The 23,834-nt window shown below is 63.5% G+C and carries 23 protein-coding genes; 12 read left to right on the top strand and 11 right to left on the bottom strand.

The window, feature by feature from the left end; all coding sequences use genetic code 11:
* Positions 1-39: 39 nt before the first annotated feature.
* The 3 genes from P9217_RS10985 to P9217_RS10975 all read right to left on the bottom strand — a co-directional run bounded on the left by P9217_RS10985 (position 40) and on the right by P9217_RS10975 (position 1,460).
* Positions 40-309, bottom strand: a complete 270-nt coding sequence (locus P9217_RS10985) for a helix-turn-helix transcriptional regulator (protein WP_067003144.1) — start codon at positions 307-309, stop codon at positions 40-42.
* Positions 310-403: 94 nt separating this feature from the next.
* Positions 404-1,105, bottom strand: a complete 702-nt coding sequence (locus P9217_RS10980; RefSeq protein ID WP_067323413.1) for a phosphatase PAP2 family protein — start codon at positions 1,103-1,105, stop codon at positions 404-406.
* Positions 1,106-1,121: 16 nt separating this feature from the next.
* Complete coding sequence (locus tag P9217_RS10975) at positions 1,122-1,460, bottom strand: hypothetical protein (protein ID WP_067003308.1); 339 nt, start codon at positions 1,458-1,460, stop codon at positions 1,122-1,124.
* A gap of 349 nt (positions 1,461-1,809) precedes the next feature.
* Here P9217_RS10975 and P9217_RS10970 point away from each other — a divergent pair, with 349 nt between their 5' ends.
* Positions 1,810-3,804 (top strand): PhoX family phosphatase, encoded by a 1,995-nt coding sequence (locus P9217_RS10970; RefSeq protein WP_278086028.1) that lies wholly within the window; start codon positions 1,810-1,812, stop codon positions 3,802-3,804.
* Positions 3,805-3,866: 62 nt separating this feature from the next.
* Here P9217_RS10970 and P9217_RS10965 read toward each other — a convergent pair whose 3' ends face one another.
* Both P9217_RS10965 and P9217_RS10960 read right to left on the bottom strand, forming a co-directional pair.
* Positions 3,867-4,547, bottom strand: a complete 681-nt coding sequence (locus P9217_RS10965) for a GNAT family N-acetyltransferase (RefSeq protein ID WP_278086029.1) — start codon at positions 4,545-4,547, stop codon at positions 3,867-3,869.
* The gene (locus P9217_RS10960) at positions 4,544-5,050 is read right to left on the bottom strand and encodes a MarR family transcriptional regulator (RefSeq protein ID WP_095825062.1); all 507 of its coding nucleotides are present in this window, start codon (positions 5,048-5,050) and stop codon (positions 4,544-4,546) included. The genes P9217_RS10965 and P9217_RS10960 overlap by 4 nt, the downstream gene beginning before the upstream one ends.
* Before the next feature lie 235 nt (positions 5,051-5,285).
* Here P9217_RS10960 and P9217_RS10955 point away from each other — a divergent pair, with 235 nt between their 5' ends.
* On the top strand, positions 5,286-6,323 hold the full coding sequence (locus P9217_RS10955; RefSeq protein WP_127403354.1) for a phosphatidylglycerol lysyltransferase domain-containing protein: 1,038 nt from the start codon (positions 5,286-5,288) through the stop codon (positions 6,321-6,323).
* A 15-nt stretch (positions 6,324-6,338) separates the two neighbouring features.
* Here P9217_RS10955 and P9217_RS10950 read toward each other — a convergent pair whose 3' ends face one another.
* Entirely contained in the window at positions 6,339-7,100 is a 762-nt protein-coding gene (locus P9217_RS10950; protein WP_067003307.1) for an ABC transporter permease, read from the bottom strand.
* A 14-nt stretch (positions 7,101-7,114) separates the two neighbouring features.
* Complete coding sequence (locus P9217_RS10945; RefSeq protein ID WP_278086030.1) at positions 7,115-8,041, bottom strand: ABC transporter ATP-binding protein; 927 nt, start codon at positions 8,039-8,041, stop codon at positions 7,115-7,117.
* Positions 8,042-8,303: 262 nt separating this feature from the next.
* On the opposite strand from P9217_RS10945, the gene P9217_RS10940 reads away from it, so the two are divergent.
* Positions 8,304-9,665: a cytochrome ubiquinol oxidase subunit I gene (locus P9217_RS10940; protein WP_127325792.1), complete on the top strand. Its 1,362-nt coding sequence runs from the start codon at positions 8,304-8,306 to the stop codon at positions 9,663-9,665.
* Positions 9,666-9,810: 145 nt separating this feature from the next.
* Complete coding sequence (locus P9217_RS10935; protein WP_278086031.1) at positions 9,811-10,815, top strand: cytochrome d ubiquinol oxidase subunit II; 1,005 nt, start codon at positions 9,811-9,813, stop codon at positions 10,813-10,815.
* Positions 10,816-11,004: 189 nt separating this feature from the next.
* Here P9217_RS10935 and msrA read toward each other — a convergent pair whose 3' ends face one another.
* From msrA to P9217_RS10915, 4 genes are all read right to left on the bottom strand, one after another.
* Positions 11,005-11,733, bottom strand: coding sequence for a peptide-methionine (S)-S-oxide reductase MsrA (msrA, locus tag P9217_RS10930; protein WP_278086032.1), 729 nt, complete (start codon positions 11,731-11,733; stop codon positions 11,005-11,007).
* A gap of 120 nt (positions 11,734-11,853) precedes the next feature.
* Entirely contained in the window at positions 11,854-12,144 is a 291-nt protein-coding gene (locus P9217_RS10925) for a hypothetical protein (RefSeq protein WP_278086033.1), read from the bottom strand.
* 83 nt (positions 12,145-12,227) lie between these two features.
* Positions 12,228-12,929, bottom strand: coding sequence for a DUF1223 domain-containing protein (locus P9217_RS10920; protein ID WP_278086034.1), 702 nt, complete (start codon positions 12,927-12,929; stop codon positions 12,228-12,230).
* Between the two features lie 285 nt (positions 12,930-13,214).
* Positions 13,215-14,279, bottom strand: a complete 1,065-nt coding sequence (locus tag P9217_RS10915) for a pilus assembly protein TadG-related protein (protein WP_278086035.1) — start codon at positions 14,277-14,279, stop codon at positions 13,215-13,217.
* A gap of 425 nt (positions 14,280-14,704) precedes the next feature.
* On the opposite strand from P9217_RS10915, the gene lepA reads away from it, so the two are divergent.
* The 8 genes from lepA (at position 14,705) to P9217_RS10875 (ending at position 23,587) form a co-directional block, all read left to right on the top strand.
* Positions 14,705-16,510, top strand: a complete 1,806-nt coding sequence (gene lepA, locus P9217_RS10910; protein WP_095782361.1) for a translation elongation factor 4 — start codon at positions 14,705-14,707, stop codon at positions 16,508-16,510.
* A gap of 335 nt (positions 16,511-16,845) precedes the next feature.
* On the top strand, positions 16,846-18,375 hold the full coding sequence (locus P9217_RS10905; protein WP_278086036.1) for an RNA-directed DNA polymerase: 1,530 nt from the start codon (positions 16,846-16,848) through the stop codon (positions 18,373-18,375).
* 10 nt (positions 18,376-18,385) lie between these two features.
* Positions 18,386-19,126, top strand: coding sequence for a hypothetical protein (locus tag P9217_RS10900; RefSeq protein WP_278086037.1), 741 nt, complete (start codon positions 18,386-18,388; stop codon positions 19,124-19,126).
* Between the two features lie 161 nt (positions 19,127-19,287).
* Positions 19,288-19,800 (top strand): hypothetical protein, encoded by a 513-nt coding sequence (locus P9217_RS10895; RefSeq protein WP_278086038.1) that lies wholly within the window; start codon positions 19,288-19,290, stop codon positions 19,798-19,800.
* Between the two features lie 11 nt (positions 19,801-19,811).
* Positions 19,812-20,321 carry a hypothetical protein gene (locus P9217_RS10890; protein WP_278086039.1) on the top strand — a complete coding sequence of 170 codons (510 nt, stop codon included), beginning with the start codon at positions 19,812-19,814 and terminating at the stop codon, positions 20,319-20,321.
* A gap of 197 nt (positions 20,322-20,518) precedes the next feature.
* A complete protein-coding gene (locus tag P9217_RS10885) occupies positions 20,519-20,866 on the top strand; it encodes a hypothetical protein (protein ID WP_095799502.1) in 348 nt (115 codons plus the stop codon).
* A 121-nt stretch (positions 20,867-20,987) separates the two neighbouring features.
* Positions 20,988-21,359, top strand: a complete 372-nt coding sequence (locus P9217_RS10880) for a DUF559 domain-containing protein (RefSeq protein ID WP_095799501.1) — start codon at positions 20,988-20,990, stop codon at positions 21,357-21,359.
* A 191-nt stretch (positions 21,360-21,550) separates the two neighbouring features.
* The gene (locus P9217_RS10875; protein WP_095799500.1) at positions 21,551-23,587 is read left to right on the top strand and encodes a hydantoinase/oxoprolinase family protein; all 2,037 of its coding nucleotides are present in this window, start codon (positions 21,551-21,553) and stop codon (positions 23,585-23,587) included.
* Positions 23,588-23,834 lie beyond the last annotated feature (247 nt).

Raw genomic sequence — 23,834 nt, 5'->3', positions numbered from 1 at the left:
GGGCTGTCGGCGGTCGCCGTCGCGACTTTCTTGTGCGGCTCAGCCTTGGGAGTTCTGCGGCGTGGCAGGCTTGAGACGCACGCCCCTGCCGCCGCGCTCGCTGGCCTGGTTCTCGCCGATCAGCTCCACCCCGGCCTCGTCGAGTGCCTGGATGACCTTCATCAGCGTATCGACCACGCCTCTGACGACACCTTCACTCGCTTCCATGCGTTGGATGGTCGGAAGCGAAACCCCGGCGCGCTCGGCGAGCGTTTTCTGGTCGATACCGGCCAACGCCCTCGCGGCGCGCATCTGCGCGGCAGTGATCATCGGCCAGAACCCCTGTCTGAGTCTGCAGTATCAATGGATAATCCAAAGATCATGATGTTTCAAGCATCATAACAAACAGTTGAAACATGAGTACTCATTCGCTGTCCGCCACCACTTTGCGCCGCTGCAGCAGGCGCGCTGCAAGCCAGCACAACATGGCCCAGGCAAAGCCGGCGCACCAGCCGGCAAGCACGTCGGACGGCCAATGCACGCCGAGATAGACGCGGCTGGTTCCGACCAGCACCGTGGTGAGCACGGCGAGGCCGAGCACGAAGATCTTCGTCCTGCGGTTCGGTAGGAAACGCGCGGCGAGCGAGCCCAGCGTGAGATAGGTCACCGCCGACAGCATCGCATGGCCGCTCGGAAAGGAGAGCGAGGTCTCGTTGACGAGATGCGAGACGAGATCTGGGCGGGGCCGGTCGACCTCGAACTTGAGCAGGCTGGACGCCGCCTGACCGCCCGCCACCGAAACGAACACGAACAGTGCGGTCGCCGGTCGGCGCATCAGCAGAAAATAGACGATCACCGCAGTCGTGATCAGCACCAGCACGCTGGTGCTGCCGAGCGCGGTGATATCGCGCACCGCGCCTTGCAGCCAAAGCGGACCGATCGGACTGTCCGGCTGCCCGGCATGGCGGAAGGCGAGCAGGATTTCCGTGTCCAACGCATGCGGAGTCGTGGCGCGCGCCACGCCCATGAGTTCCACCAGGCCCCATAGCCCGCAGGCGATGGCCAGCCCGGCCGCAAGCACCGGGAATTCTATTCTGTTGAGCAGCGCCTTGGCGGTCGATTTCATGCCGGGCCTGCTCCAATTACAGCCGCTGCATATAGGGTCCGAGGGTGATCAGCGCGACGGCCGCGATCGCCAGCACGACGCCTGTCGCTTGGAAAGTGTTGAGGCGCTCTCCAAAGAAGACCAGCGCCACGACATTGACTGAGACCAGCTGGATCACTGCCGACAGGCTGAACGACACCGACATGCCGAATTCGCGGATCAGCCTGAGCATGATCAGATTGCCGGCGGAATAGAGCGCCAGCGTCAGCACGATCTTGCCGAGACTCGGCGCCAATCCCCATTGTTTGGCCGCCATCGCGGCCAGGAGGAAAATCACAGTCGAAACGCCAAGCTGCGCCAGTCCCCAGAGACTCACGTTCATCCCTCCCGAAGCGGCCTTCGCCGCGCCGCTCGCCGCTTTTGTTTCCGAAGCGCGCGAAGCCGTCAAGCTGATGGCGTCGGGCAAGCTACGCTGCGACGGGATCGAAGGCGGAATCTCGCAAGGCAAGCCCCGCAGCCATGGTTGGCGTCCTTGCGCCGAGCGCGCTCGGGAGTCTGCTCGCCGTGTGTTGTGGGCCTCGTGTGGCGCCAATGCGTGGGCGAACAGTCATCAGCCGGCAAATTGGCATTGCTCAATGGGTCTGATGTCACGAAAATGTGATCGGGCGCCTATAGGGATCGACCGGTTACACGTTCCAGCCACCTCAAGAGCCAGAGGACAGCCCATGACCCAACCTGAGATTCGCTTCCGTACCAGCCAGCTCGAGGAGAATGACGGCCCGCCCGTCAATCCTACCGACAACCGCACGATGGGCGAGATCATCGCCGCGCGCTTCTCGCGCCGCGACTTCCTCAGGGGTTCGCTGGCTGTCTCGGCCATCGCCGCCACCGTGAGCCCGCTGGCGCTCGTCGCGGCAGACGAGGCGCGCGCCGCCGAGGTCTCGGCCTTCAAATTCGACGAGCTCGAGGCCGGCATCGACGACAAGCACCACGTCGCGCCGGGCTACGATGCCGACGTGCTCTTGCGCTGGGGCGACCCGCTCTTTACCGATTCGCCGGAATTCGACCCGGCAAAACAAACGGCCGGAGCCCAGGCAAGACAGTTCGGCTACAACAACGACTATATCGGTTATATCCCGATCGAGGGCTCGGCCGAGCATGGCCTGCTGGTCGTCAACCACGAATACACCAACCCGCATCTGATGTTCCCCGGCATCGTCAAGATCGTCGACAAGGACGGCAAGAAGGCCGCCGAGGTGGCGCCGCTCAGCAAGGAGCAGGTCGATGTCGAAATGGCGGCGCACGGCGGCAGCATCGTCGAGATCCGCAAGCAGGGCGGCAAATGGCAGGCGGTGCGTGACGGCAAGCTCAACCGCCGCATCATGTCCACCACCGAAATGGCGCTGTCCGGTCCGGTAGCCGGCCATGATCGCGTCAAGACCAATGCCGACCCGTCTGGCACCAAGGTCTTCGGCACCCTCAACAACTGTGCCGGCGGCGTCACGCCCTGGGGCACCTATGTGATGGCCGAGGAGAACATCCACGGCTATTTCTCGGGCGAGTTGCCGGAAGGCCACAAGGAGGCCGCCAACTACAAGCGCCTCGGCATTCCGGAGGGCGCCTATGAATGGGGCGCGCATTACGATCGCTTCAACCTCGCGAAGGAACCGAACGAGCCCAACCGCTTCGGCTGGGTCGTCGAGGTCGACGTCAACGACCCGAATTCGGTGCCGAGGAAGCGAACCGCCATGGGTCGCTTCAAGCATGAGGGCGCCGAATCGATCGTCACCAAGGATGGCCGCGTCGCCTTCTATCTCGGCGACGACGAACGCTTCGACTATGTCTACAAATTCGTCACCAAAGGTACGTTCAATCCGAACGACCGCGCCGCCAACATGAACCTGCTCGACGAGGGCACGCTGCATGTTGCCAAATTCGCCGAGGACGGCTCGGTCGAATGGATGCCGATCGTGTTCGGCGAAGGTCCGCTGACGGCGGAAAACGGTTTCGCCAGCCAGGCCGACGTTCTGATCGAGACCCGTCGCGCCGCCGACCTGCTCGGCGCCACCAAGATGGATCGGCCGGAAGACATTCAGCCCAATGCCGGCAACGGCAAGGTCTATGTCATGCTGACCAACAATTCCAAGCGCAAGGCCGACCAGGTCGACGCCGCCAATCCGCGCGCGGCGAACGCCTTCGGCCACATCATCGAGATCGTCGAGGACGGCGGCGACTTCGCCGCCACCAAGGGCAAGTGGGAAGTGCTGCTGAAGTGCGGCGATCCTTCGGTGGCCGACGTCGGCGCCACCTTCTCGACTGCCACCACCGCCAATGGCTGGTTCGGCATGCCGGACAATTGTGCCGTCGACTCGGCCGGCCGCCTGTGGGTCGCGACCGACGGCCAGGGCCCGAAGGCCACCGGCCGTACCGACGGCCTGTGGGCGGTCGACACCGAGGGCGCGGCGCGGGCGACCTCAAAGCTGTTCTTCCGCGTGCCGATCGGCGCCGAGATGTGCGGCCCGCTATTCGCGCCGGACGACCAGACCGCCTTCGTCGCCGTCCAGCATCCGGGCGACGGCGGCGAGGACTGGGAAGCTTTTGGCCGCCCCTCCTATTACGAGGATCCATCGACCCGCTGGCCGGACTTCAAGCCGGACATGCCGGTGCGTCCGGCGGTCGTTGCCATCACCAAGCAGGGCGGCGGCAAGATCGCGGTCTGATTGGCGACTCGCTTAAGCAGGGGAAGGGTTGCGGTGATCCGCGACCCTTCCTCATCTTGCGATTACTCCACGCCTCGGACCACGGCCATGTTCAGGGCGGTTCTCAACCGGAAGCCGATGGCCTCGTAGAGGCCGATGGCCGGAGCATTGCTGTCATAGGCGTGCAGGTATGGAACCTCGCCCCGCGCCATGATCCGGTTCGCCACGAACAGCGACAGCAGCCTGGCAAGGCCGCCGCCGCGGAAATCCGGATGCGTGCACACGCCGCTGAGCTCGGAGTAGCCGGGCTGCTTCATGCGCTCGCCGGCCATCGCCGCGAGCCTGCCGTCGATCTTCACGCCCCAGAACTCGCCGAGGCTCAAGGCTTCGAGCGTGAACGGGCCGGGCTTGGTGAGCGATGCCAGAGCGAGCATCTCGGCCGCATCGTCCGGCGTCAGTCGCTGCACGCGCTCGTCGGAGGCGGCCTCAAGCGGCTGCCCGGCAACCATCTGCACCAGGGACGCGGTCGAAACCGCGGCAAGTTCCGAAGGCAGGGCGATCGGGTCCGTCTGAACCAGGATGGCGCTTTCAAGCGGCGGGAGCAGCTTGCCCAGAGATTGCAGGCTTTCCGCATCGTCCGCGGCTGTGGCGGCGAAGGGAACGATCGAAGGCCGGTACCGCCTGGCGAGGGTATCGCCTTCCGCAAAGGCCTGGTGGCGCGTCGCCAACGCGCTCCAGATCGGACGGTCGAGAACATGTTTCATTGTGCGACGGCCTTGGGCGCGACTGCCTTGGCCTTGTCCGCCCGGCGGTCGAGCGGGGTCGCGGCCAATCGATCCTCGATGGCGGCGAGCTGGCCAAGCAGCGGCCCGGAGAGGTCCGCGCACAATTCCGCGACCGCGCCCTCGATGCGCGGCCAGACGTCGTGCTTCGCGGCATCGACCAGCCGCTGGCCGTCCGCGGAGAGGGAAACGATCCGGCGCCGCTGGTCGTCATCCGATTGTGCTACCTCGACCAGGCCGAGCTCGGTGAGCAGCGACACGGCCCGCGTCACGCCCGGCTGCGCGATGCCGAGCGACTGCGCCAGTTCGCCGACCGGCAGCGGCCCCAGCCTGTCGAGCGCGGCGAGCAGCGGATACTGACTCGACTGGATCCGCACATCCAGGCGATCGAGCACGCGCTGCGTGTCGGCCTGCAACTGCTCGCCAATGCGCTTCAGCCTGCTGCCGAGGCAGAGAAAGCCGAGGGACCTCAGAACATCTTCCATCGTCGAACTGCCGGAACAAAACGGATAACATGATATATAACATTGCATGGAAATTGGGAATATGGTTTCACGATGCAGCCGGAGCGCCGGCTTTGGCCGGTAGACATTCCCTCTTCATCCGCCGCCGATAGCATCCTATATGGCGCTGGCGCGACATGACCGATCCGTCGCGCCAAGGCGACTGATTCGAGGCCCGTGGGCTCCGGGTCCTTCTTCATCGGCATGCGGACGCTTGATGCCATCCCTGCGCATCCATATCGACAGGTTTCTTGACGGCGCGGCGCCCAAGGTGCCCCGGCGCGAGCTGTCGCATCTCGAGCGCCTGGCGCTGGTGCGGCGCCATGGCGACTTCTCGCTCGCCTATTCGACCGCCGTGCAGCAAAAGCTGTCCTACTTCAGCGAAGGCGATGGCTACATCGCATTCGGCACCAAGATGAAGCACCATTTCGCGCTTGGCGATCCGGTCGTCGATCCGCCGGACCGGCCGGGCTACATCAAGCGCTTCGTAGAGGCCGCCGGCGGCCCCTGGTTCGTTCAGATAAGCGCCGCCACGGCAAAGGTGCTGGCCGGGCTCGGCTATCAGATCAATCGGCTTGGCGTCGACACAAGGTTGCAGCTGCCGGCGCATGATTTCTCCGGCAAGCGCAACGAGACCGTGCGCTATTCGGAGCGCTGGCTGGCAAAGAAGGGCTTCACCTTCGCCGAGGACAGGGCCAACATGCTGCTCGACGAGGTTTCGCGGCTGTCCGAGAATTGGCGCGGCGAGCGCATCGTCAAACGTTGGGAGATGGGCTTCCTGAACCGCCCTTTCGCCGACCATCTCGGCGCCGACATGCGCCGCTTCGTCCTTCACGGCCCGCAGGGTGAGCTCGTCGCCATCCTCGATTTCGATCCGCTGTTCAGCAATGGCGAGGTCATCGGCTATACCACCGCCTTCAAGCGCAAGCAGGTCGACGCCACGCCGCATGCCGAGATCGGCCTGACCAAATTCGCCGTCGATCGCTTTCGCGAGGAGGGCGTTTCGGTGGTCACGCTTGGCCTGTCGCCGCTGCTCGACGTCGAGCCGAGCGGCTTTGCCGAATCGAGCTTCTGGCGCAGCACCTTCCGGCGCGCCTACGAGTCGCCCTGGGTCAACCGCTCGCGCTTCAACCTGCAGGGCCAGGCCGCCTTCAAGCGCCGCTTCCACGGGCTGGAGGAGCCGACCTACATTGCCTTCCGCAAGGGAACGCTGATGGAGATGCTTGGACTGCTGCGGCTGATCAAGGCGATTTGAAGCAAGCCCTGTTCGTCAATTCCTCAGCCGATACCCGGTCCTGAAAATCCACGCCACGATTGCGATGCAGGCGGCCAAAAACACCAGCGTCATGCCGAGGCTGACGCCGACCGAGACGTCCGCTTTGCCGTAGAAACTCCAGCGGAACCCGCTGATCAGGTAGACGACCGGGTTGAACAGCGTGATCGTCTTCCAGATGCCGGGCAGCATATGGATCGAATAGAAGCTGCCGCCCAGAAAGGTGAGCGGCGTGACGATCAGCAGCGGCACCAGCTGCAGCTGCTCGAAGGTCTTGGCCCAGATGCCGATGATGAAGCCGAACAGGCTGAAGGTCACCGCCGTCAGCACCAGGAAGGCGATCATCCAGAACGGGTGCTCGATCCTGAGCGGCACGAACAGCGCCGCGGTCGCCAAGATGATCAGCCCGAGCATGATCGATTTGGTCGCCGCGCCCCCGACATAGGCGATGATGATCTCGAGATAGGAGACCGGCGCCGACAAGAGCTCGTAGATCGAGCCGACGAATTTCGGGAAATAGATCGCGAACGACGCGTTCGAGATCGACTGCGTCAAAAGCGAAAGCATCATCAGCCCCGGCACGATGAAAGCGCCGTAGCTGATGCCGTCGATCTCGGTGATGCGCGAGCCGATCGCCGAGCCGAAGACGACGAAATAGAGCGATGTCGAGATCACCGGCGAGACGATGCTTTGCAGCACCGTGCGGAACGCACGCGCCATCTCCATCCGGTAGATCGCCCACACTGCACGAAGGTTCATAGCCGCGTGGCGGTTCATGGCTCTTGCCTCAGCAGATTGACGAAGATCTCTTCGAGCGTGCTGTTTTTGGTATCGAGATCGTGAAACTGAATGCCTGCGGCCTCGAGATCGCGGATCAGCGAGGCGACGCCCGGCCGGTCGCTCTGGCTGTCATAGGTGTAGGTGAGTTCGTTGCCGTCCGCCGACAGCTCCAGCGCATAGCGCGACAGGCCCTCGGGCAACGCGCCGAGCGGCGCGCGCAGCTCCAGCGTCATCTGCTTGCGGCCGAGCTTGCGCATCAGCTCCGCCTTGCCTTCGACCAGGATGATCTCGCCGCGGTTGATGACGCCGACCCGGTCGGCCATCGCTTCGGCCTCCTCGATGTAATGCGTGGTCAGAATGATGGTGACGCCGTCCTCGCGCAGCCGCCTGACCATCGCCCACATGTCCTGGCGCAGCTCGACGTCGACGCCCGCCGTCGGCTCGTCGAGGAACAGCACGCGCGGTTCGTGCGACAGCGCCTTGGCAATCATCAGCCGGCGCCTCATGCCGCCCGATAGCGTGATGGCCTTGGCGTCCTTCTTGTCCCAAAGCGAGAGATCGCGCAGCACCTTCTCGACGAAAGCCTTGTCGGGCGCCTTGCCGAACAGGCCGCGGCTGTAGTTCACCGTCGCCCAGACCGTCTCGAAGGCGTCGATGGTGAGCTCCTGCGGCACCAGCCCGATCAGGCTGCGCGCCGCGCGGTAGTCCCTGCCGATGTCGTGACCGTCGACGGTGACGCTGCCCGACGAGCGGTTGACGATGCCGCAGACGATCGAGATCAGCGTCGTCTTGCCGGCGCCGTTCGGCCCGAGCAGGGCGAAGATCTCGCCGCGCTCGATGTCGAGGTTGATTTCCTTCAGCGCCTTGAAACCGGTGGCATAGGTTTTCGTGACGCCGGAGATGGAGATGATGGGTGACATGCTGAAATATGGCCGGCTGGAAAACGTGACCTGATATAGGTCGGATGTCGTTTTATGCAAATCGGCAATCGACCGTGCTCCTGACAGTTCTCGACAGTCGCCGCCGCTCGCGGCCTCCAACGGCGCCGGCAAGCGGTCACGCGGTGCGTCTGTCCATGACCGCCCGACGCTGCGACAACGCGCCTCGCGTGACGCCGCGCCGCTTTGACCGATGCGTGTTCGAAGCCTATCCTTCAAGCCTGAATTGCAGCCGGAGCCCAGCATGGACCCGCTCATCCTGTCGCGCATCCAGTTCGGCGCGAATATCTCGTTCCATATTCTGTTTCCGGCGATCACCATTGCACTTGGCTGGGTGCTTCTCTTCTTCAAGCTCCGCTACAACGCCACCGGCGACTCGGCCTGGATGCGCGCGTATTTCACCTGGGTGAAGGTGTTCGCGCTGTCCTTCGCCATGGGCGTGGTGTCGGGCGTCACCATGAGCTTCCAGTTCGGCACCAACTGGCCGGGCTATATGGAAACGGTCGGCAACATCGCCGGGCCGCTGCTTGCCTATGAGGTGCTGACCGCCTTCTTTCTCGAGGCGGCCTTCCTCGGCATCATGCTGTTCGGCTTCCGCCGCGTCTCCAACCGCATCCACACGCTGGCGACCGTGCTGGTCGCGGGCGGCACCACGGTTTCCGCCTTCTGGATCATCGCGCTGAACTCCTGGATGCAGACGCCGGCCGGCTTCGAGATGATCGACGGCAAGGCGCATGCCCTCGACTGGTGGGCGGTCATCTTCAATCCGTCCATGCCCTACCGGCTGGTCCACATGCTGCTCGCCTCCGGGCTCACGGTCTCCTTCCTGATCGCCGGCTGCTCGGCGCTGCGCTACCTTTATGGCGACCGCTCGGAATCGATGTGGAAGGCGCTGCGCACCGGCGTCTTCGCCGCCGCCATCCTGATTCCGATCCAGATCTTTGCCGGCGACCAGCACGGCTTGAACACGCTCGAGCACCAGCCGCAGAAAATCGCCGCCATGGAGGCGAACTGGAACACCGGCGCCCACGTGCCGCTGGTGCTGTTCGCGCTGCCCGACGAGGCTGCCAAGGAAAACAGGTTCGAGCTCGCCATTCCCGACGGCGCCAGCCTCATCCTGCGCCACAGCACAAGCGGCGTCGTGCCCGGCCTCAACGACTATCCGGGCAACCACCCGCCGGTCTTCCCGGTGTTCTGGGGTTTCCGCGTCATGGTCGGCACCGGCATCCTGATGCTCATCGTCTCCTGGTCGGCAGCCTTCTTCCTCAAGCGTCGCCGCAGCCTGCCTAAGCCGCTGGCCCTGATCATGGTGCCGATGGCGCTCTCCGGCTGGCTGGCGACGCTGGCCGGCTGGTACACGACCGAGATCGGCCGCCAGCCCTGGCTGGTCACCGGGATATTGAAGACAGCCGATGCCGTCGGCCCGGTCGCCGGCAGCCATGTCGCGCTGACCCTGGCCGTCTATCTCATCCTCTATGTGCTGCTCTTGATCGCCTATCTCGGCGTGCTGGTGCATCTCGCGCTGAAGGCGGCCAAGGAAGGCGACACCTCGCCGTTGCCCGGCGTCATGAACGCCGCGATGTCGCAGCCGGCCGCCGGAGAGTGAACATGCAGGCGCAAGACAAGCGGTACGGTCGGTTCGATGCGGGCCTTTCTTCTGAGGTCGGCGCTGTCACTCACCTGACCGCCGGCACGGGTGCTTCAAACAGTATGGCCGTCTGTCGGACCAATCTCGGTTGGAGGAAAGAAAGATGACCTTCGACTGGCCCACCGCGCTTCCGCTGATCTTCGCCGGCCTGATGGGCCTCGCCATCCTGATCTACGTCATTCTCGACGGTTTCGATCTCGGCATCGGCATCCTGTTCGCAGGCGCCGAAGATGCCGAGCAGGACACGATGATCGCCGCGATCGGCCCATTCTGGGACGCCAACGAGACCTGGCTGGTGCTGGCGGTCGGCCTCTTGCTGGTCGCGTTCCCGATGGCGCACGGCACCATCCTCACCGCGCTCTATATCCCGGTGTTCCTGCTGCTGGTCGGCCTGATCCTGCGCGGCGTTGCCTTCGATTTCCGCGCCAAGGTGCCGGCCGGCAAGAAGCACCGCTGGAACCGGATCTTCTTTTTGGGCTCCACCATGGCCTCGCTGGCGCAGGGCTATATGCTCGGCGTCTATGTGCTCGGCCTCGATGTCGGCATTGGCGGCATGGCCTTCGGCGCGCTGGTCGCGCTCTGCCTGTCGGCGGCCTACGCCGCCATGGGCTCGGCCTGGCTGATCTACAAGACCGAGGGCGATCTGCAACGAAAGGCGGTGCGCTGGCTGCGCGTCACGCTGGTGCTGACGGCGCTCGGCATGGTCGCGGTCTCTTTGGCGACGCCCTTCGCCAGCCCGCGCATCTTCGACAGATGGTTCCTCTGGCCGGAGATCCTCTATCTGTCGCCGCTGCCGATCGTATCGGCGCTCCTGTTCCTGTGGCTGTGGCGGCAGACGTTTCATCTGCCCAAGCCCGACGACCGGCATGCGCTGCGGCCCTTCCTGACCCTGGCCGCCATCTTCGCGCTTGGTTTCGCCGGGCTCGCCTGGTCGTTCTATCCCTATGTCGTGCCCGACAGGCTGACGATCTGGCAGGCCGCCTCGGCGCCCGAGAGCCTGGCCTTCATCCTGGTCGGCACCGTCGTCGTGCTGCCGATCATTATTTTCTATTCGTTCTACGCCTATCGCGTGTTCGGGGGAAAGGCGACGGATCTGACCTATGATTGAGGAGAGGCGTTGGTGACGGCGTCTTTCTCCCCGTCACCATACGGGGAGAAATGCCCGGCAGGGCAATGAGGGGCAGCGCAAACCTGTCAAGCAGAGCGGCGGCCCGTTCCCGCAAATGCCGGCGCCGCCCCTCATCCGCCTGCCGGCACCTTCTCCCCGTATAGTGACGGGGGCCTAAGATGGTCATCCTCAGCTCTTGCTACTTGCCAGCACCAGCACCGGCTTCTCGCTGTAGAGCGCGGGAAACAGCGCTTTCAAATTCTCGATCTTCGGCAGGTCGTTGTAGACGATATAAGGGTAGGTCGGGTTCAGCGTCAGGAAATCCTGATGGTAATCCTCGGCCGGATAGAAGGTCTTGCCCGTCTCAAGCGTCGTCACGATCGGCTTCGAAAACACCTTGGCCTTGTCGAGCTGGGCGATGTAGCTCTCGGCGATCTTCTTCTGCTCGTCGTTCTCGGCGAAGATCGTCGAGCGGTACTGCGTGCCCTGGTCCGGCCCCTGATAGTTGAGCTGCGTCGGGTTGTGCGCGACCGAGAAATAGACCTGCAGCAATTGGCCATAGGTGACCTTCGACGGATCGTAGGTGATCTCGACCGATTCCGCGTGTCCGGTGCGGCCGGTGCCGACGACCTCGTAGACGGCGTGCTCGGCGCTGCCGCCAGCGTAGCCGGAGACGGCCTTGCTGACGCCCTTGACGTGCTGGAACACGCCCTGCACGCCCCAGAAGCAGCCGCCGGCGAAGATGGCTTTCTCCGTGCCGCTGGCGGCCTTTTCATCCATGGCCGGCGGCGGGATCACCACCGCGTCCTCGGCCGAACGCGCCGGCGTCTGCCAGAAGGCGGCCGCGGCCGCCGTCAGCACCAGCGCTGCAAGCGGGGCCAGCGAGCGCCGCGCCGCCTTTTTGTCGATGCCGTTCATGTCGGATCTCCTTGTTCGTTGTTCCACTATATACGAAGCAAGCCGCCGCTGGTTTCTCACTTTGCCGTGCGGCGGCTTCTGGCCGGCGGCGATTGTTGCCAAGAGGCCTGGGCCGCTGACTTATTGCGCCGGCGCCATCGCGTCGGCAGGCTTCATCGCATCCGTCACGGGCTTCATCGCATCCGCCGGCTTCATGGCATCCGTGGCGGGTTTCATCGCCTGGGTCGCCATCGCGTCGGGCTTCATCGCGCCGGTCGGCATCATAGCATCGGTCGCCGGCTTCATGGCTTCGGTCGCCATCGCATTGGCTGGCTTCATCGCGTCGGTCGTGTCGTCGGCGCGGGCGCCGGCAACGAACGCGGCAGCGGCAAGCGCGAAGGCCAGCGTCGGCAGCGTGAGGAATTTGGTCATGCTAGTTCTCCTTGGGTTGCGGCGCGCGGATGCGGGCCCGATGGTGCGCTGCCGCCTGCCGCGGCCCCGCGCGAAAAGAAAAGTCAGTTTGCCGCGGCGGCCAGGATCGGCCCGCCATCCGGCGTCTGCACCAGCACTGCCGTGCTCAAGCCCCCGGGTGCCGTAGGCAGCGGCAGCGTCGTCGCCTCGCCGTTCCAGCGGCCGAGCCTCTGCAGCGAATGCACGACATTGGCATGCGGCAGCGTGCGTCCGGTGTTCTCGCCGCGCGCCACCGGCACCTCGACGACGCCGCGTGCGTAGCGCACCAGCCAGACATCGGCCGCCCCGCCGGGCGCCGTGCCGGCGCCGATGCTCACCTTGCCGTCGCCGAGCGAGAGCGCCGGACCCTTGGCGTGCGGGGTTGTCGAGATCAGCCGCTCGATCTCGCCGGGCGCCGCACCGACGGCGTCGGCGCTGCCGTTCACCACCACCTGCGGCGTGAACGGCCCGTCATGGCCGAGCGGCGGCTCGTAGGCGACCTGGCGCTGGGTGAATTCCTGCCGGCCGAAACTGTCCTTCCAGCCGAGATAGTCCCAGTAGGTGACGTTGAAGGACAGCGCCAGCACGCCCGGCCGGTCCTTGACCTTGATCAGATTGGCATTGGCCGGCGGGCAGGACGAGCAGCCCTGGCTGGTGAACAGCTCGACCACGGTAAGCGGCTCGGCGGAAGCGGCATCGAGCGTGGCGGCAAGCGCAGCAAATGCCGCGCCGGCAAGCAGGCCGATCCTTGTCTTCAATCCGGTCATGGGAAGCAGTCTCCGTAGCGGGGCAATGCTCCCATTTCGCCGCCGCGGAGGACTTCGTTACAGCTTCACCGGTTTGTGATTGAGAGGCGCCTTCCCCTTCTCCCCTTGTGGGAGAAGGTGGATCGGCGCGCAGCGTCGAGACGGATGAGGGTGCTCCAGCGGAGTGAGACGCTCGCGAGCGCGTCTGCTAGATTCTTGTCTAGACTTAAGGCGCCGCCAAGCTGGAGCACCCCTCATCCGTCGCCTTCGGCGACACCTTCTCCCACAAGGGGAGAAGGGAGGGCGCTATTGCGTCAGCACCGTCTCGGACGGGCGCTGATTGAAGGCGCATTTGCCGGTCACATTGTAGAAGAAGTCGGCATTGGAAACCGGCGCCGGCACAGGGTTGCCGCCGTCTTCCCAGGCCTGGTAGCCGGTCTGGCCGCAGGGCACCGAGGTGAAGATGTCGACCTTCTGGCCGGTCGCGACCTCGGGCATATCGGTGGCGCTGGTGCCGATATAGAGCCGGTTCGAGGTGTTGGGATCGTTCGACTTCAGCACCTTCGGGTTGCCCGAGGGAACGTCCATTTGTAGATAGAGCTGGTCCATCTGGCTGACATCGATCACCGCGCCGGCGCCATTGGCCGGATAGAAGGTATCGGCGCAGGTCGTGACGTACTTGTTGCTGCCACTGGTCTGGGTGATCGCCCCGCTCGGCAGATTGCTGAAATTGTCGACCGTCGAGGTCGTGCAGACCTGTTTCTGCACCACGGTCGTCGTCGACCCGTTGATGGTGCTCACCGTGGTTGTGCCGTAGCCCTTCGGGTCGCCATAGCCGTTGTAGTTATAGCTGATCGTCATCAGCGGCTTGGCCTTGGTCTGGCCGAACTGGGTGCCGTAGAGCGTCATCGTCTTGTTCCAGTAGCCCGACACCTTCGTCACCTTGAAGGTGGACTGCACCAGCGCCGGCGTCTTGCGTACCGAGGAGCCGACGCCGACATCGACCGAATTGATCCTGGCGATCTGCATGAAACTGGTCGGCATCGGATAGGCCGCCGTGGCGCTGAACGTCGCCGTGCCGTCGGCGGCGACGTTGACGGCGGTGAGCGTCGCGTCGCCCAGCCCGCTATTGGCGACATAGGCCTGCTGCAGCGCCGTCTGGCGATCGGCCTTCGAGGTCGTGGTCGGCAGCGTGGTGATCGACAGGATCGCGGCATCCAGCGCCTGCTGCATGTTGCTCCTGGTCGTCACCGCCGAGGTGTAGTCGACAGAAAAGCCGACCGCGAGCAGCAGCGGGATCGCCAACAGTGCCATCATCGGCAGCATCGAGCCGCCTTGCGATCGAACGAAATCTCTTGCCGACGAGAACATGCCCCAACCCCAATACACACCGGCAATGCAACCTGCCTGCCACCAGAGGTGGAGATATGCCCAAAATGAGTGCATGAAAGTTTAAGTGGATTTGAATTTTTGCGCGGAGGCGCCCTAGCCTTCAAACGCTTGCGCTGCCCCTCACCTGCCTGCCGGCATCCTCTCCCCGTATGGTAACGGGGAGAGGGGCGCCCCCATCGACGATTTCGCCAATTTGGAACGCTGCAAGAAAGGTACCGAGGCGGCGGCCAGCCCTTTCTCCCCGTCACTTACGGGGAGAAGTGCCCGGTAGGGCGATGAGGGGCAGCGCCGGCCTCCGATCATTGGCCGTGTTCAGACATCGGCGAGCGTGTTTGCCTGCTCTGCTCCGATCTCCCCGGGCCCACCGCTTGCCCCTTAAACCCGCCCCTGCTAAAGCGCGCCGCATGACGACGCCCCTCGACCACATCCGCAATTTCTCCATCGTCGCCCATATCGACCATGGCAAATCCACGCTTGCCGACCGGCTGATCCAGCTCACCGGCGCGCTGGAGGAGCGCGACATGAAGGAGCAGGTGCTGGACTCGATGGACATCGAGCGCGAGCGCGGCATCACCATCAAGGCCCAGACCGTTCGGCTCAACTACCGCGCCAAAAACGGCGAGGATTATGTGCTGAACCTCATCGACACCCCCGGCCATGTCGACTTCGCCTATGAAGTTTCGCGCTCTTTGGCCGCCTGCGAGGGCTCGCTGCTGGTGGTCGACGCCTCCCAGGGGGTCGAGGCGCAGACCTTGGCCAATGTCTATCAGGCGATCGACAACAACCACGAGATTGTCGTGGTACTGAACAAGGTCGACCTGCCGGCGGCCGAGCCCGAGCGCATCCGCGAGCAGGTCGAGGAGGTGATCGGCCTCGACGCCTCCAACGCCGTGCTGATCTCGGCCAAGACCGGGCTGGGCGTGCCGGACGTGCTGGAGGCGATCGTCCACCAGCTGCCGCCGCCGCGCGAGGGCGACATCGCGGCACCCTTGAAGGCGATGCTGGTCGACAGCTGGTACGACGCCTATCTCGGCGTCATCGTGCTGGTCCGCGTCATCGACGGCGTGATGAAGAAGGGCCAGACCATCCGCATGATGGGCACCGGCGCAAAATATCTCGTCGAGCGCACCGGCGTCTTCAAGCCGGCCCGCGTCAATGTCGACGAGCTCGGCCCCGGCGAATTCGGCTTCTTCACCGGCTCGATCAAGGAAGTGGCCGACACCCGCGTCGGCGACACCATCACCGAGGACCGCCGCCCGACGCAAAAGGCGCTGCCCGGCTTCAAGCCGGCGCAGCCGGTGGTGTTCTGCGGCCTGTTCCCTGTCGACGCCGCCGATTTCGAGGATCTGCGCGCCGCCGTCGGCAAGCTGCGCCTCAACGACGCCTCCTTCTCCTATGAAATGGAGACCTCGGCCGCGCTCGGCTTCGGCTTCCGCTGCGGCTTCCTCGGGCTCTTGCATCTGGAGATCATCCAGGAGCGGCTGGAGCGCGAGTTCAACCTCGACCTCATCGCCACAGCGCCGTCCGTCGTCTACCGCATGAACCTCATCGACGGCACGACGAAGGAACTGCACAACCCGGCCGACATGCCCGACGTGGTCAAGATCGCCTCGATCGAGGAGCCATGGATCCGCGCCACCATCCTCACGCCCGACGACTATCTCGGCGGGATTCTTAAGCTTTGCCAGGACAGGCGCGGCATCCAGGCCGATCTCTCCTATGTCGGCAAGCGCGCCATGCTGACCTACGATTTGCCGCTCAACGAGGTCGTGTTCGATTTCTACGACCGGCTGAAGTCGATCTCCAAGGGCTACGCCTCCTTCGACTATCACCTCACCAACTACCGCGAGGGCGACCTGGTGAAGATGTCGATCCTGGTCAATGACGAGCCGGTCGACGCTTTGTCCATGCTGGTGCACCGGTCGGCGGCGGAAAAGCGCGGCCGCGCCATGTGCGAGAAGCTGAAGGAGCTGATCCCGCAGCACCTGTTCAAGATCCCGATCCAGGCCGCGATCGGCGGCCGCATCATCGCCCGCGAGACCGTCTCGGCGCTCAGGAAGGACGTCACCGCCAAATGCTACGGCGGCGACGTGACCCGCAAGCGCAAGCTGCTCGACAAGCAGAAAGAGGGCAAGAAGCGGATGCGCCAGTTCGGCAAGGTGGATATCCCGCAGGAGGCGTTCATCCAGGCGCTGAAGATGGGGGATTGAGGGGACGGTTGGCGCGCAGCGCGCCAAGCCATCGATCCAGTGAATCGATGGCAGGCTTCGAAAGCGGGGGAGCTGCCGGCAGGCGGGTCCCCGCCAGCGTGGCGCTGAAGTTGCGCGGTGGAGATTAGCGCTGGCGACTAAGAGTTCTTGGTGTCCCGACCGTCCGGTTCTTTTGCCACGCCCTTGAACGGTCCTTCCGAGGACTTGCGCTCCATGAAATGTCCAGTTCGCTCGTGCTGAAGATGGGGGCTTGAAAATACTGTCCCGCGCAGCTTGATCTCGCGATATTCGTAGATAGGCTGCGGCCTTCGCGAGACGTACGGTTGGCGGTCTTTATGAAGAAGTTTTTCTACGCGGCCATTGACAACATCTACAAGCATGGCGACACCGACATATTTCCGTTTCCGATTGAGAACAGAATAATAAGTGACAAGAGAGATGAGGTCGTTGACCTACTACTGAAAAGGCACTCTGAGTTCGATAAATCGTTTGTGCAGGAGCCACCAGATGACATCCGTTCGCTCGTGGCCGTACATCATTCCGGGTTCAGATGGGCGTCGCAACTAGACCCGCTGTGGAACGCCTTTCTCCTTGGGAACGTGCTCTCAATTGCTGAGGCCATAGAGGCCGCCAGACTTGGACATGAGCGGATCTTTTCCTACCGATTGAACAAGAATAGCTACCTTTCTGGAGACCTATTTCGCCGTGACATCTCCTGGAAGGACTTCATTAGTAAGTCCATCGCCGAATGTGACAATAACGGCTATGTGGTCACATGCGATATAGCAGACTGTTATTCCAGAATAAGCCATCACAAGCTTGACAATGCGCTTCGCATGCTTGGCGCGCAGCCGGGTGTTCGAAAAATAATCCTTGAGTATATGAAGCACCTTACGGGGACGAGGTCGGCGGGCCTTCCAATCGGCGGTCCGGCTGCTCGAATTCTTGCAGAGCTAGCTCTTGCAAATTCCGACCAATATTTATTCAGCTCTGGCGTCAACTTCCTCCGCTACGCGGATGACTACCATGTCTTTTGCAGTAGCAAAAAGGAAGCCCACGAGATCATTGTCAAGATATACAAAGCGCTCGATAACGAGGGGTTACAGCTTCAGAAATCGAAGACGCGGATACTAACGGCATCCGAATTCAAGCATGTTTTATCACAGATACGAGGGGGCGATGACAGGGAAACCCGCTCGCCGATACAGCGTCTCATGTCCCTTACGCTAAGGTTCGATCCGTACGCCGCCAACGCGGCGGAGCAGTATGACGAACTCAAAGGTGAGCTCGAAGAGATAGATGTGGTAGCGCTCTTAAATGAGCAACTGTCGCAAACTCGAGTGCATATTCCGACCACGCGAAAAATTGTCGAGGCGTTGAAGCTAGTCGGCACCAATGCAAAGTATGGGGCGGTGCTGTCAATGCTAGATAATATGGATGCTCTTTATCCCATCGCACCAACGGTATTCCAAACGGCATATCAGGTTTTCGAGGATCTTGGGGAAAAAGAAAAGGAAGGAATTTCCAGCAGGATAATAGAGCTATACGACAGTGGCCATGAGGTAATGGCGCTAGACATGCATGTCGCATATGCCAACCGTATTATTGGTAGGTATAGCTCTATATCAAATAGAAATTACCTTCATCGATGCTTTGAGAAGGAGGTATCAGAATTGATAAGGCGGGACATAATCCTGATTTTCTCAAATTGGGGAAATTTCTCATGGCTGTCCATGTTCAAGGCAAATTTCGGCGCAGTGTCAGGCTGGCAACGAAGCCCCTTATCCTGGCGTCGTACTCGATGGTTGACGAGGGGTCGCACTGGCGCGACCATACCAAAAGTAGGTTTGACACCTTTGAAATGATTGTTCGAGATTGGAGATCAGAGAAGCCAAACGTGCCGCTGGCGATATGATAAGCGAAAGGCTATTTGCATCACAGTTCTCGGGCTTCTGGCGGAGTGCACTTCCGAACCTGGAAGCTGTTACGCGATCGGCGAATCTGGCCTACGACCGGGTAAGTGGGCTGACTCGCCCTACGACCAGTCCTTCGCGGCGGGACTTAATCAGTGAAGCCGGCTATTTTCTTTTCTTTGAGTCCGTTCGCCATCCGACCGAACCGGCAGAGGTCTTGCGATCGAGAGCAGTGGCAAGCGCACTTGAGTTTCTCAATGCCAATATCCTGGAGTTTAAGACAGAAAGGGACGAGTTAAGCGCACCTGAAGCTGACGAAGTCGATAGATTGGCTCGGTGGCTTCGCCATTATTTTGGTGGACGGGGTGTTTCGTTGGAGCGGGTGAGTGTGCCATCTTACAGGGGACACGGCATTATTCAAAGCTGTAAGGGTGATTTTGAATGTTCTGACACTCTGGTGGAGATGAAATACGTTGACAGGCAATTTCGTAGCCACGATTTGCGACAAGTGATTGTCTATTCAGCTTTGCGTTACTATGAAGGTAAGCAGAATTACAAAACCATTACGATAGTGAATCCGTTACTTGGCATCGAGTTTACTACGAACATCGACGAACTAATCTATAGCGCATCAGGCTCGGATGTTCCGGAGTTTTTCCAGAAACTTTCTTATACAATTTCCAGCGGAGAGGTATCCCACTGATGTCATGACGAGAGGCGGCTGCCATCGTCATGACAAGAAGGCCGTCACTCTTGCTCACGGTGGTGCGTGGAGCAGCCAGTTGGGTACATCCCTGGCTCTAATATTAGCTTCCAGAAATCCTTTATCTTGGCGTATCCTCTCCCCGGCGTGGGAGACATCGCATGCGCTCCACCTTGGACACCATCGCCGCGATCGGCCTCGCCGTCGGCGGCGCGCTGGGCTTGGCGGGCACCTTCGTTGCCAGCGACGCGCTGCGCGAGACGCTGTGGACCATCGATGGCGTGGGGGTCGTCGTCGCGGCGGCGCTGCTCACCATGAAATACCAGCGGCTCGCCAATGATCTCGTCGCGGCCGGCTTCCTCACCTACCTCGCCGGCGAAAGCCTGCTTCTGGCCGGCAATGCGGCGGGCCTTGAGGCGAGCGTGCCTTCCTATGTCGGCGGCATTTGCCTCTGGGCGGCGGGGCTGGTCATGGTCAGCGCGCCAAAAACCTTCGCGCTCTGGATGCGGCTCACCGCTTTCGTCGCGGCCCTGCTCTTCGTCGTCTCGGCGGCGATGATCCTCTGGGGCGCGCCGCTGCTGCCCACCTCGGCGCCTTTGCCCGCCGCCGGCTATCCGTTCCTGGTCCTCACCTTCATCGGCTGGATCTGGACGCTGCTGAAATCGCAGCGTTGAGCGGGCGAAAAATGGCTGCGCCGCTCGAAATCCGCAACAGCGTCTCCGGTAAGATCCTGCCGGCGGTTGGACCGTTCCTGATCGGCGGCATTTTTGGCTTCGGCGCGCTGCAGGGCGTCGCCTCGGGGACGTCCGGCGGTCATGTGCTGTGGATCGGGCTGCTCGGCGTCGCGTTCCTGGCGCTCGGCGTCTTCATTTCGCGCGGCGCCTTCGACAATTCGGTCAAGGTAACGCTTGATCAGCGCGGTTTTCGCGATGCTCGCGCCGGCGACGTGCTGGTGCCGTGGAACAAGGTGCGGAGCGTCCGCCTCGCCTCGGGCGGCAAGGGTGCGGCGATGCTCAATTTCGAACTCACGGAGGAGCCGCCCGACGCGATCAAATACGCCGCCGCCAATGCCTTCGGCCTGATGCCCTTCGGCAAGACCACCGTGCACATGGAGATCTCCTCGCTCGACATCCACGACCAGGACTTGATCGCGGCGGTGACGACATTCGCGCCGCACGTGGTGGTGAGGCGCTGATCTCCCCCCTCGAGGGGGAGATGTCGGCAAAGGCGACAGAGGGGGTCGCCGCGCGTGGAGCGCCGACGCCGTGCGGCACGAGATGAGGTCGGCGTTCTACGCGCAAGGACCCCCTCTGACCGCTTCGCGGCCATCTCCCCCTCGAGGGGGGAGATTACCGGTGCTTCCCGTGCTCTACTCCCATCGGGGACCTCGCCATGATTCGCGCTCTGCTCGCCGCTCTTCTCCTCACCGCGCCGGCCTTCGCCGCCGACATGTCGGTCTTTGTCCGCAACCAGCGCTCCGACGGCGTCGCGCTGGAACTGTTCAGCCGCGACAGCGAAAAGGTCTGGCCGGGCGGCGACAAGGTTTTCTTGATCCGCCCGCAGGCGCGCAAATCCGTGCCGATCTCCTGCGAGCCCGGCGAGCACATCTGCTGGGGCGCCTGGGTGGCCGGCAACGATTCCGTCACCGCCGGCGTCGGCCCCGACAACGACCAGCCCTGCGACACCTGCTGCTTCATCTGCACTGACCACTCGACGGAGACGGTGGATCTGGCGGAGTAGGGCACCTCCCTTCTCCCCTTGTGGGAGAAGGTGGCTCGGCGCGCAGCGCCGAGACGGATGAGGGGTGTTGGACGGAGTGCGATGTTGGAGAATTGGACGAAATGAGGCCTAGTCTTCCGCCATGCCGCATCAGCCTGTAGCTCCAACCAAACGGGATTTCGCTCGTCGGATGCGGCGCGAGTCGACAGAGGCGGAGGACCGTCTGTGGCAGGAGCTGCGCGGCCGCCGTCTCGACAAGATCAAGTTCCGCCGGCAGGTGCCAGTGGGTAGATTCGTCGCCGACTTCGTTTGCGCCGAGGCTCGGCTTGTCATCGAAATCGATGGCAGTCAGCATGCGGGCTCGCCCCACGACCAGAAGCGCGACGCCGAATTGAAGGCGAGGGGATTTCGCGTGTTGAGGTTCTGGAATGACGACGTTCTGAAGGACCTCGATGCTGTCTGCGATACCATCATTGCCTATGTGCGGGACGAAGATCTGCAGCCTTGGCGATGATGCCGATGGGCGTATTTGCCAAGCTGGAGCACCCCTCATCCGTCTCGGCGCTGCGCGCCGATCCACCTTCTCCCACACGGGGAGAAGGGAGCTTGCCCCTCCCTTGGCCCATCGCTCCCGCCTTTATCCGCCGGCCCGTATCGGCTAAGGGGCAGGCACCAAAACCTCTTGCCCGGACTTGCCACCGCCAAATGACCGCCAAGCCAAAACCGCTCTTCCTCGGCATCGACACCGGCGGCACCTATACCGATGCCGTGCTGTGGTCGGAGGAGGGCGGGCCCCTGGACAACCCAACCAAGGGCAAGGTGCTGGCCAAGGCCAAGGCGCTGACCACGCGCCACGATCTCGCCGTCGGCATTTCCGGCGCGGTCGACGCGGTGCTGGAAAAATCCGCTACCGACCCGGCCGCGATCAAGCTGGTGTCGATGTCGACCACGCTTGCCACCAACGCGCTGGTCGAGGGCCAGGGCGGGCGCGTGGCGCTGGTGATGATCGGCTTTGCCGAGGCCGACCTTGCCCGCGACGGGCTGAAGACGGCTCTCGGCAGCGATCCGGTGGTGTTCTGCCCCGGCGGCCACGACGTGCACGGCAATGCCGCGAAGCTCGATCTTTCCGGCCTCGAGGCGGCGTTGCCGGAGCTTGGGGGTTCGGTGTCGGGCTTTGCCGTCTGCGCCTATTTCGCCACCCGCAATCCGGCGCATGAGCTGGCCGCGCGCGACCTGATCCGCGAAAAAACCGGCCTGCCGGTCACCGCCAGCCACGAGCTTTCGGCCAAGCTCGGCGGTCCGCGCCGCGCGCTCACCACTTTGCTCAACGCCCGGCTGATCTCGATGATCGACCGGCTGGTCGCGGCGACCGAAGGCTTTCTTGGCCGTCGCTGCATCGCCGCACCCTTGATGGTGGTGCGCGGCGACGGCGCGCTGGTGTCGGCGGCCTTCGCCCGTCAGCGGCCGATCGAGACCATCCTCTCCGGCCCGGCGGCCAGCCTGGTCGGCGCCCGCCACATGACCGGGCTCGACGACGCCATGGTCTCCGACATCGGCGGCACCACCACCGACGTCGCCGTGCTGGATAGCGGCCGGCCGCGGCTCGATCCGGAAGGCGCCACCGTCGGCGGCTTCCGTACCATGGTCGAAGCCGTCGCCATGCGCACCTTCGGCCTCGGCGGCGACTCCGAAGTAGCGCTGCAGGACGGCGCGCTCGACCCGAAGATCCTGCTCGGGCCGCGCCGCCTGGTGCCGCTGGCGCTGGCCGGCTTGGCGCATGGCGAGGCGGTCACCGCCGAGCTGGAGCGGCAGCTGCGCGCGCCGAATCCCGGCCGCATGGACGGGCGTTTTGCCGTGCGCACCGGCGTGCCGGATCGCCTCGCCGCCGGCCTCACCGCGCCGGAAGCGAAACTCTACGAGGCGATCGGCGCCACCCCGCTGGCGCTTGACCGGCTGCTCAGCTCCAACGCCCAGAACGCTACGCTCAACCGGCTGGTGGCGCGCGGCCTGGTGCACATTTGCGGCTTCACGCCCTCGGACGCCGCCCATGTGCTCGGCAAGCAGTCGAACTGGGATCCCGCCGCCGCCCGTCTCGGCGCCGAGCTGTTTTCTCGCCGCCGCGACGGCCGCGGCCAGGCGATCGCCGCGACGCCGGAAGTGCTCGCCCAGCGCGTGCTCGTCACGCTGACGCGCTGGTCGGCCGAATATATTCTCGAAACCGCCTTCGCCGAGGACGGGCTGGACGGCGCCGCGACCGTCGCGCATGCGCTGGTGCAGCGCGCCGTCGATGCGCATCCCGGCATCGCCCGCTTCAGCGTCGCGCTCGACCGGCCGGTGATCGGCCTCGGCGCCTCGGCGCCGCTGCATTACGCCGGCCTGCCGCCGCTGATCGGCAATGGCTGCATCGTGCCGGAGGACACCGACGTCGCCAACGCGCTCGGCGCCGTCGTCGGCCAGGTGCGGGTCTCGGCCGAAGCCCGCGTCAGCCAGCCCAGGGAAGGGCTTTTCCGGCTCGCCTCGGGGCAGACGGTGCGCGACTTCACCGAGGAGGAAAAGGCGATCGCCGCGGCGGAAGCCGACGTGCGGGCGATCGTTGCCGAACGCGCGAAGAATGCCGGCACCGACAGCGCCGAAATCGATGTGTCCACCGAGTTCAAGGTCTCGACGGTCGAGAACCAGCGCATGTTCATCGAGGCGCATGTGGTGGCGGTGGCCTCAGGGCGCCCAAGGATTGCGGTGTGAGCGCGCCTTCCCCCTTCTCCCCTTGTGGGAGAAGGTGTCGCCGGAGGCGACGGATGAGGGGTGCTCCAGGGAACACCAGCGCCGCATTCCGCTGGAACACCCCTCATCCGTCTCGGCGCTTGCGCGCCGATCCACCTTCTCCCACAAGGGGAGAAGGGAAACCGCGCCGCACCTTCACCCTAAGCCGAATTGACCCTTGAACCCCAAACATGTCAAAGCCCCGGCAAAGCCTACCCATCTGGAGACG

This window comes from Mesorhizobium sp. WSM4989, from assembly GCF_029625795.1.
GTDB lineage: Bacteria > Pseudomonadota > Alphaproteobacteria > Rhizobiales > Rhizobiaceae > Mesorhizobium.
This window is presented reverse-complemented; position numbering and strand designations above follow the sequence as displayed.

Excerpts from the sequence above, each read along its gene's own strand:
- P9217_RS10985 (WP_067003144.1), bottom strand. The coding sequence starts at position 309 with ATGATCACTGCCGCGCAGATGCGCGCCGCGAGGGCGTTGGCCGGTATC.
- P9217_RS10980 (WP_067323413.1), bottom strand. The coding sequence starts at position 1,105 with ATGAAATCGACCGCCAAGGCGCTGCTCAACAGAATAGAATTCCCGGTG.
- P9217_RS10970 (WP_278086028.1), top strand. The coding sequence starts at position 1,810 with ATGACCCAACCTGAGATTCGCTTCCGTACCAGCCAGCTCGAGGAGAAT.
- P9217_RS10965 (WP_278086029.1), bottom strand. The coding sequence starts at position 4,547 with ATGAAACATGTTCTCGACCGTCCGATCTGGAGCGCGTTGGCGACGCGC.
- P9217_RS10960 (WP_095825062.1), bottom strand. The coding sequence starts at position 5,050 with ATGGAAGATGTTCTGAGGTCCCTCGGCTTTCTCTGCCTCGGCAGCAGG.
- P9217_RS10955 (WP_127403354.1), top strand. The coding sequence starts at position 5,286 with ATGCCATCCCTGCGCATCCATATCGACAGGTTTCTTGACGGCGCGGCG.
- P9217_RS10950 (WP_067003307.1), bottom strand. The coding sequence starts at position 7,100 with ATGAACCTTCGTGCAGTGTGGGCGATCTACCGGATGGAGATGGCGCGT.
- P9217_RS10945 (WP_278086030.1), bottom strand. The coding sequence starts at position 8,041 with ATGTCACCCATCATCTCCATCTCCGGCGTCACGAAAACCTATGCCACC.
- P9217_RS10940 (WP_127325792.1), top strand. The coding sequence starts at position 8,304 with ATGGACCCGCTCATCCTGTCGCGCATCCAGTTCGGCGCGAATATCTCG.
- P9217_RS10935 (WP_278086031.1), top strand. The coding sequence starts at position 9,811 with ATGACCTTCGACTGGCCCACCGCGCTTCCGCTGATCTTCGCCGGCCTG.
- msrA (WP_278086032.1), bottom strand. The coding sequence starts at position 11,733 with ATGAACGGCATCGACAAAAAGGCGGCGCGGCGCTCGCTGGCCCCGCTT.
- P9217_RS10925 (WP_278086033.1), bottom strand. The coding sequence starts at position 12,144 with ATGACCAAATTCCTCACGCTGCCGACGCTGGCCTTCGCGCTTGCCGCT.
- P9217_RS10920 (WP_278086034.1), bottom strand. The coding sequence starts at position 12,929 with ATGACCGGATTGAAGACAAGGATCGGCCTGCTTGCCGGCGCGGCATTT.
- P9217_RS10915 (WP_278086035.1), bottom strand. The coding sequence starts at position 14,279 with ATGTTCTCGTCGGCAAGAGATTTCGTTCGATCGCAAGGCGGCTCGATG.
- lepA (WP_095782361.1), top strand. The coding sequence starts at position 14,705 with ATGACGACGCCCCTCGACCACATCCGCAATTTCTCCATCGTCGCCCAT.
- P9217_RS10905 (WP_278086036.1), top strand. The coding sequence starts at position 16,846 with ATGAAGAAGTTTTTCTACGCGGCCATTGACAACATCTACAAGCATGGC.
- P9217_RS10895 (WP_278086038.1), top strand. The coding sequence starts at position 19,288 with ATGCGCTCCACCTTGGACACCATCGCCGCGATCGGCCTCGCCGTCGGC.
- P9217_RS10890 (WP_278086039.1), top strand. The coding sequence starts at position 19,812 with ATGGCTGCGCCGCTCGAAATCCGCAACAGCGTCTCCGGTAAGATCCTG.
- P9217_RS10885 (WP_095799502.1), top strand. The coding sequence starts at position 20,519 with ATGATTCGCGCTCTGCTCGCCGCTCTTCTCCTCACCGCGCCGGCCTTC.
- P9217_RS10880 (WP_095799501.1), top strand. The coding sequence starts at position 20,988 with ATGCCGCATCAGCCTGTAGCTCCAACCAAACGGGATTTCGCTCGTCGG.
- P9217_RS10875 (WP_095799500.1), top strand. The coding sequence starts at position 21,551 with ATGACCGCCAAGCCAAAACCGCTCTTCCTCGGCATCGACACCGGCGGC.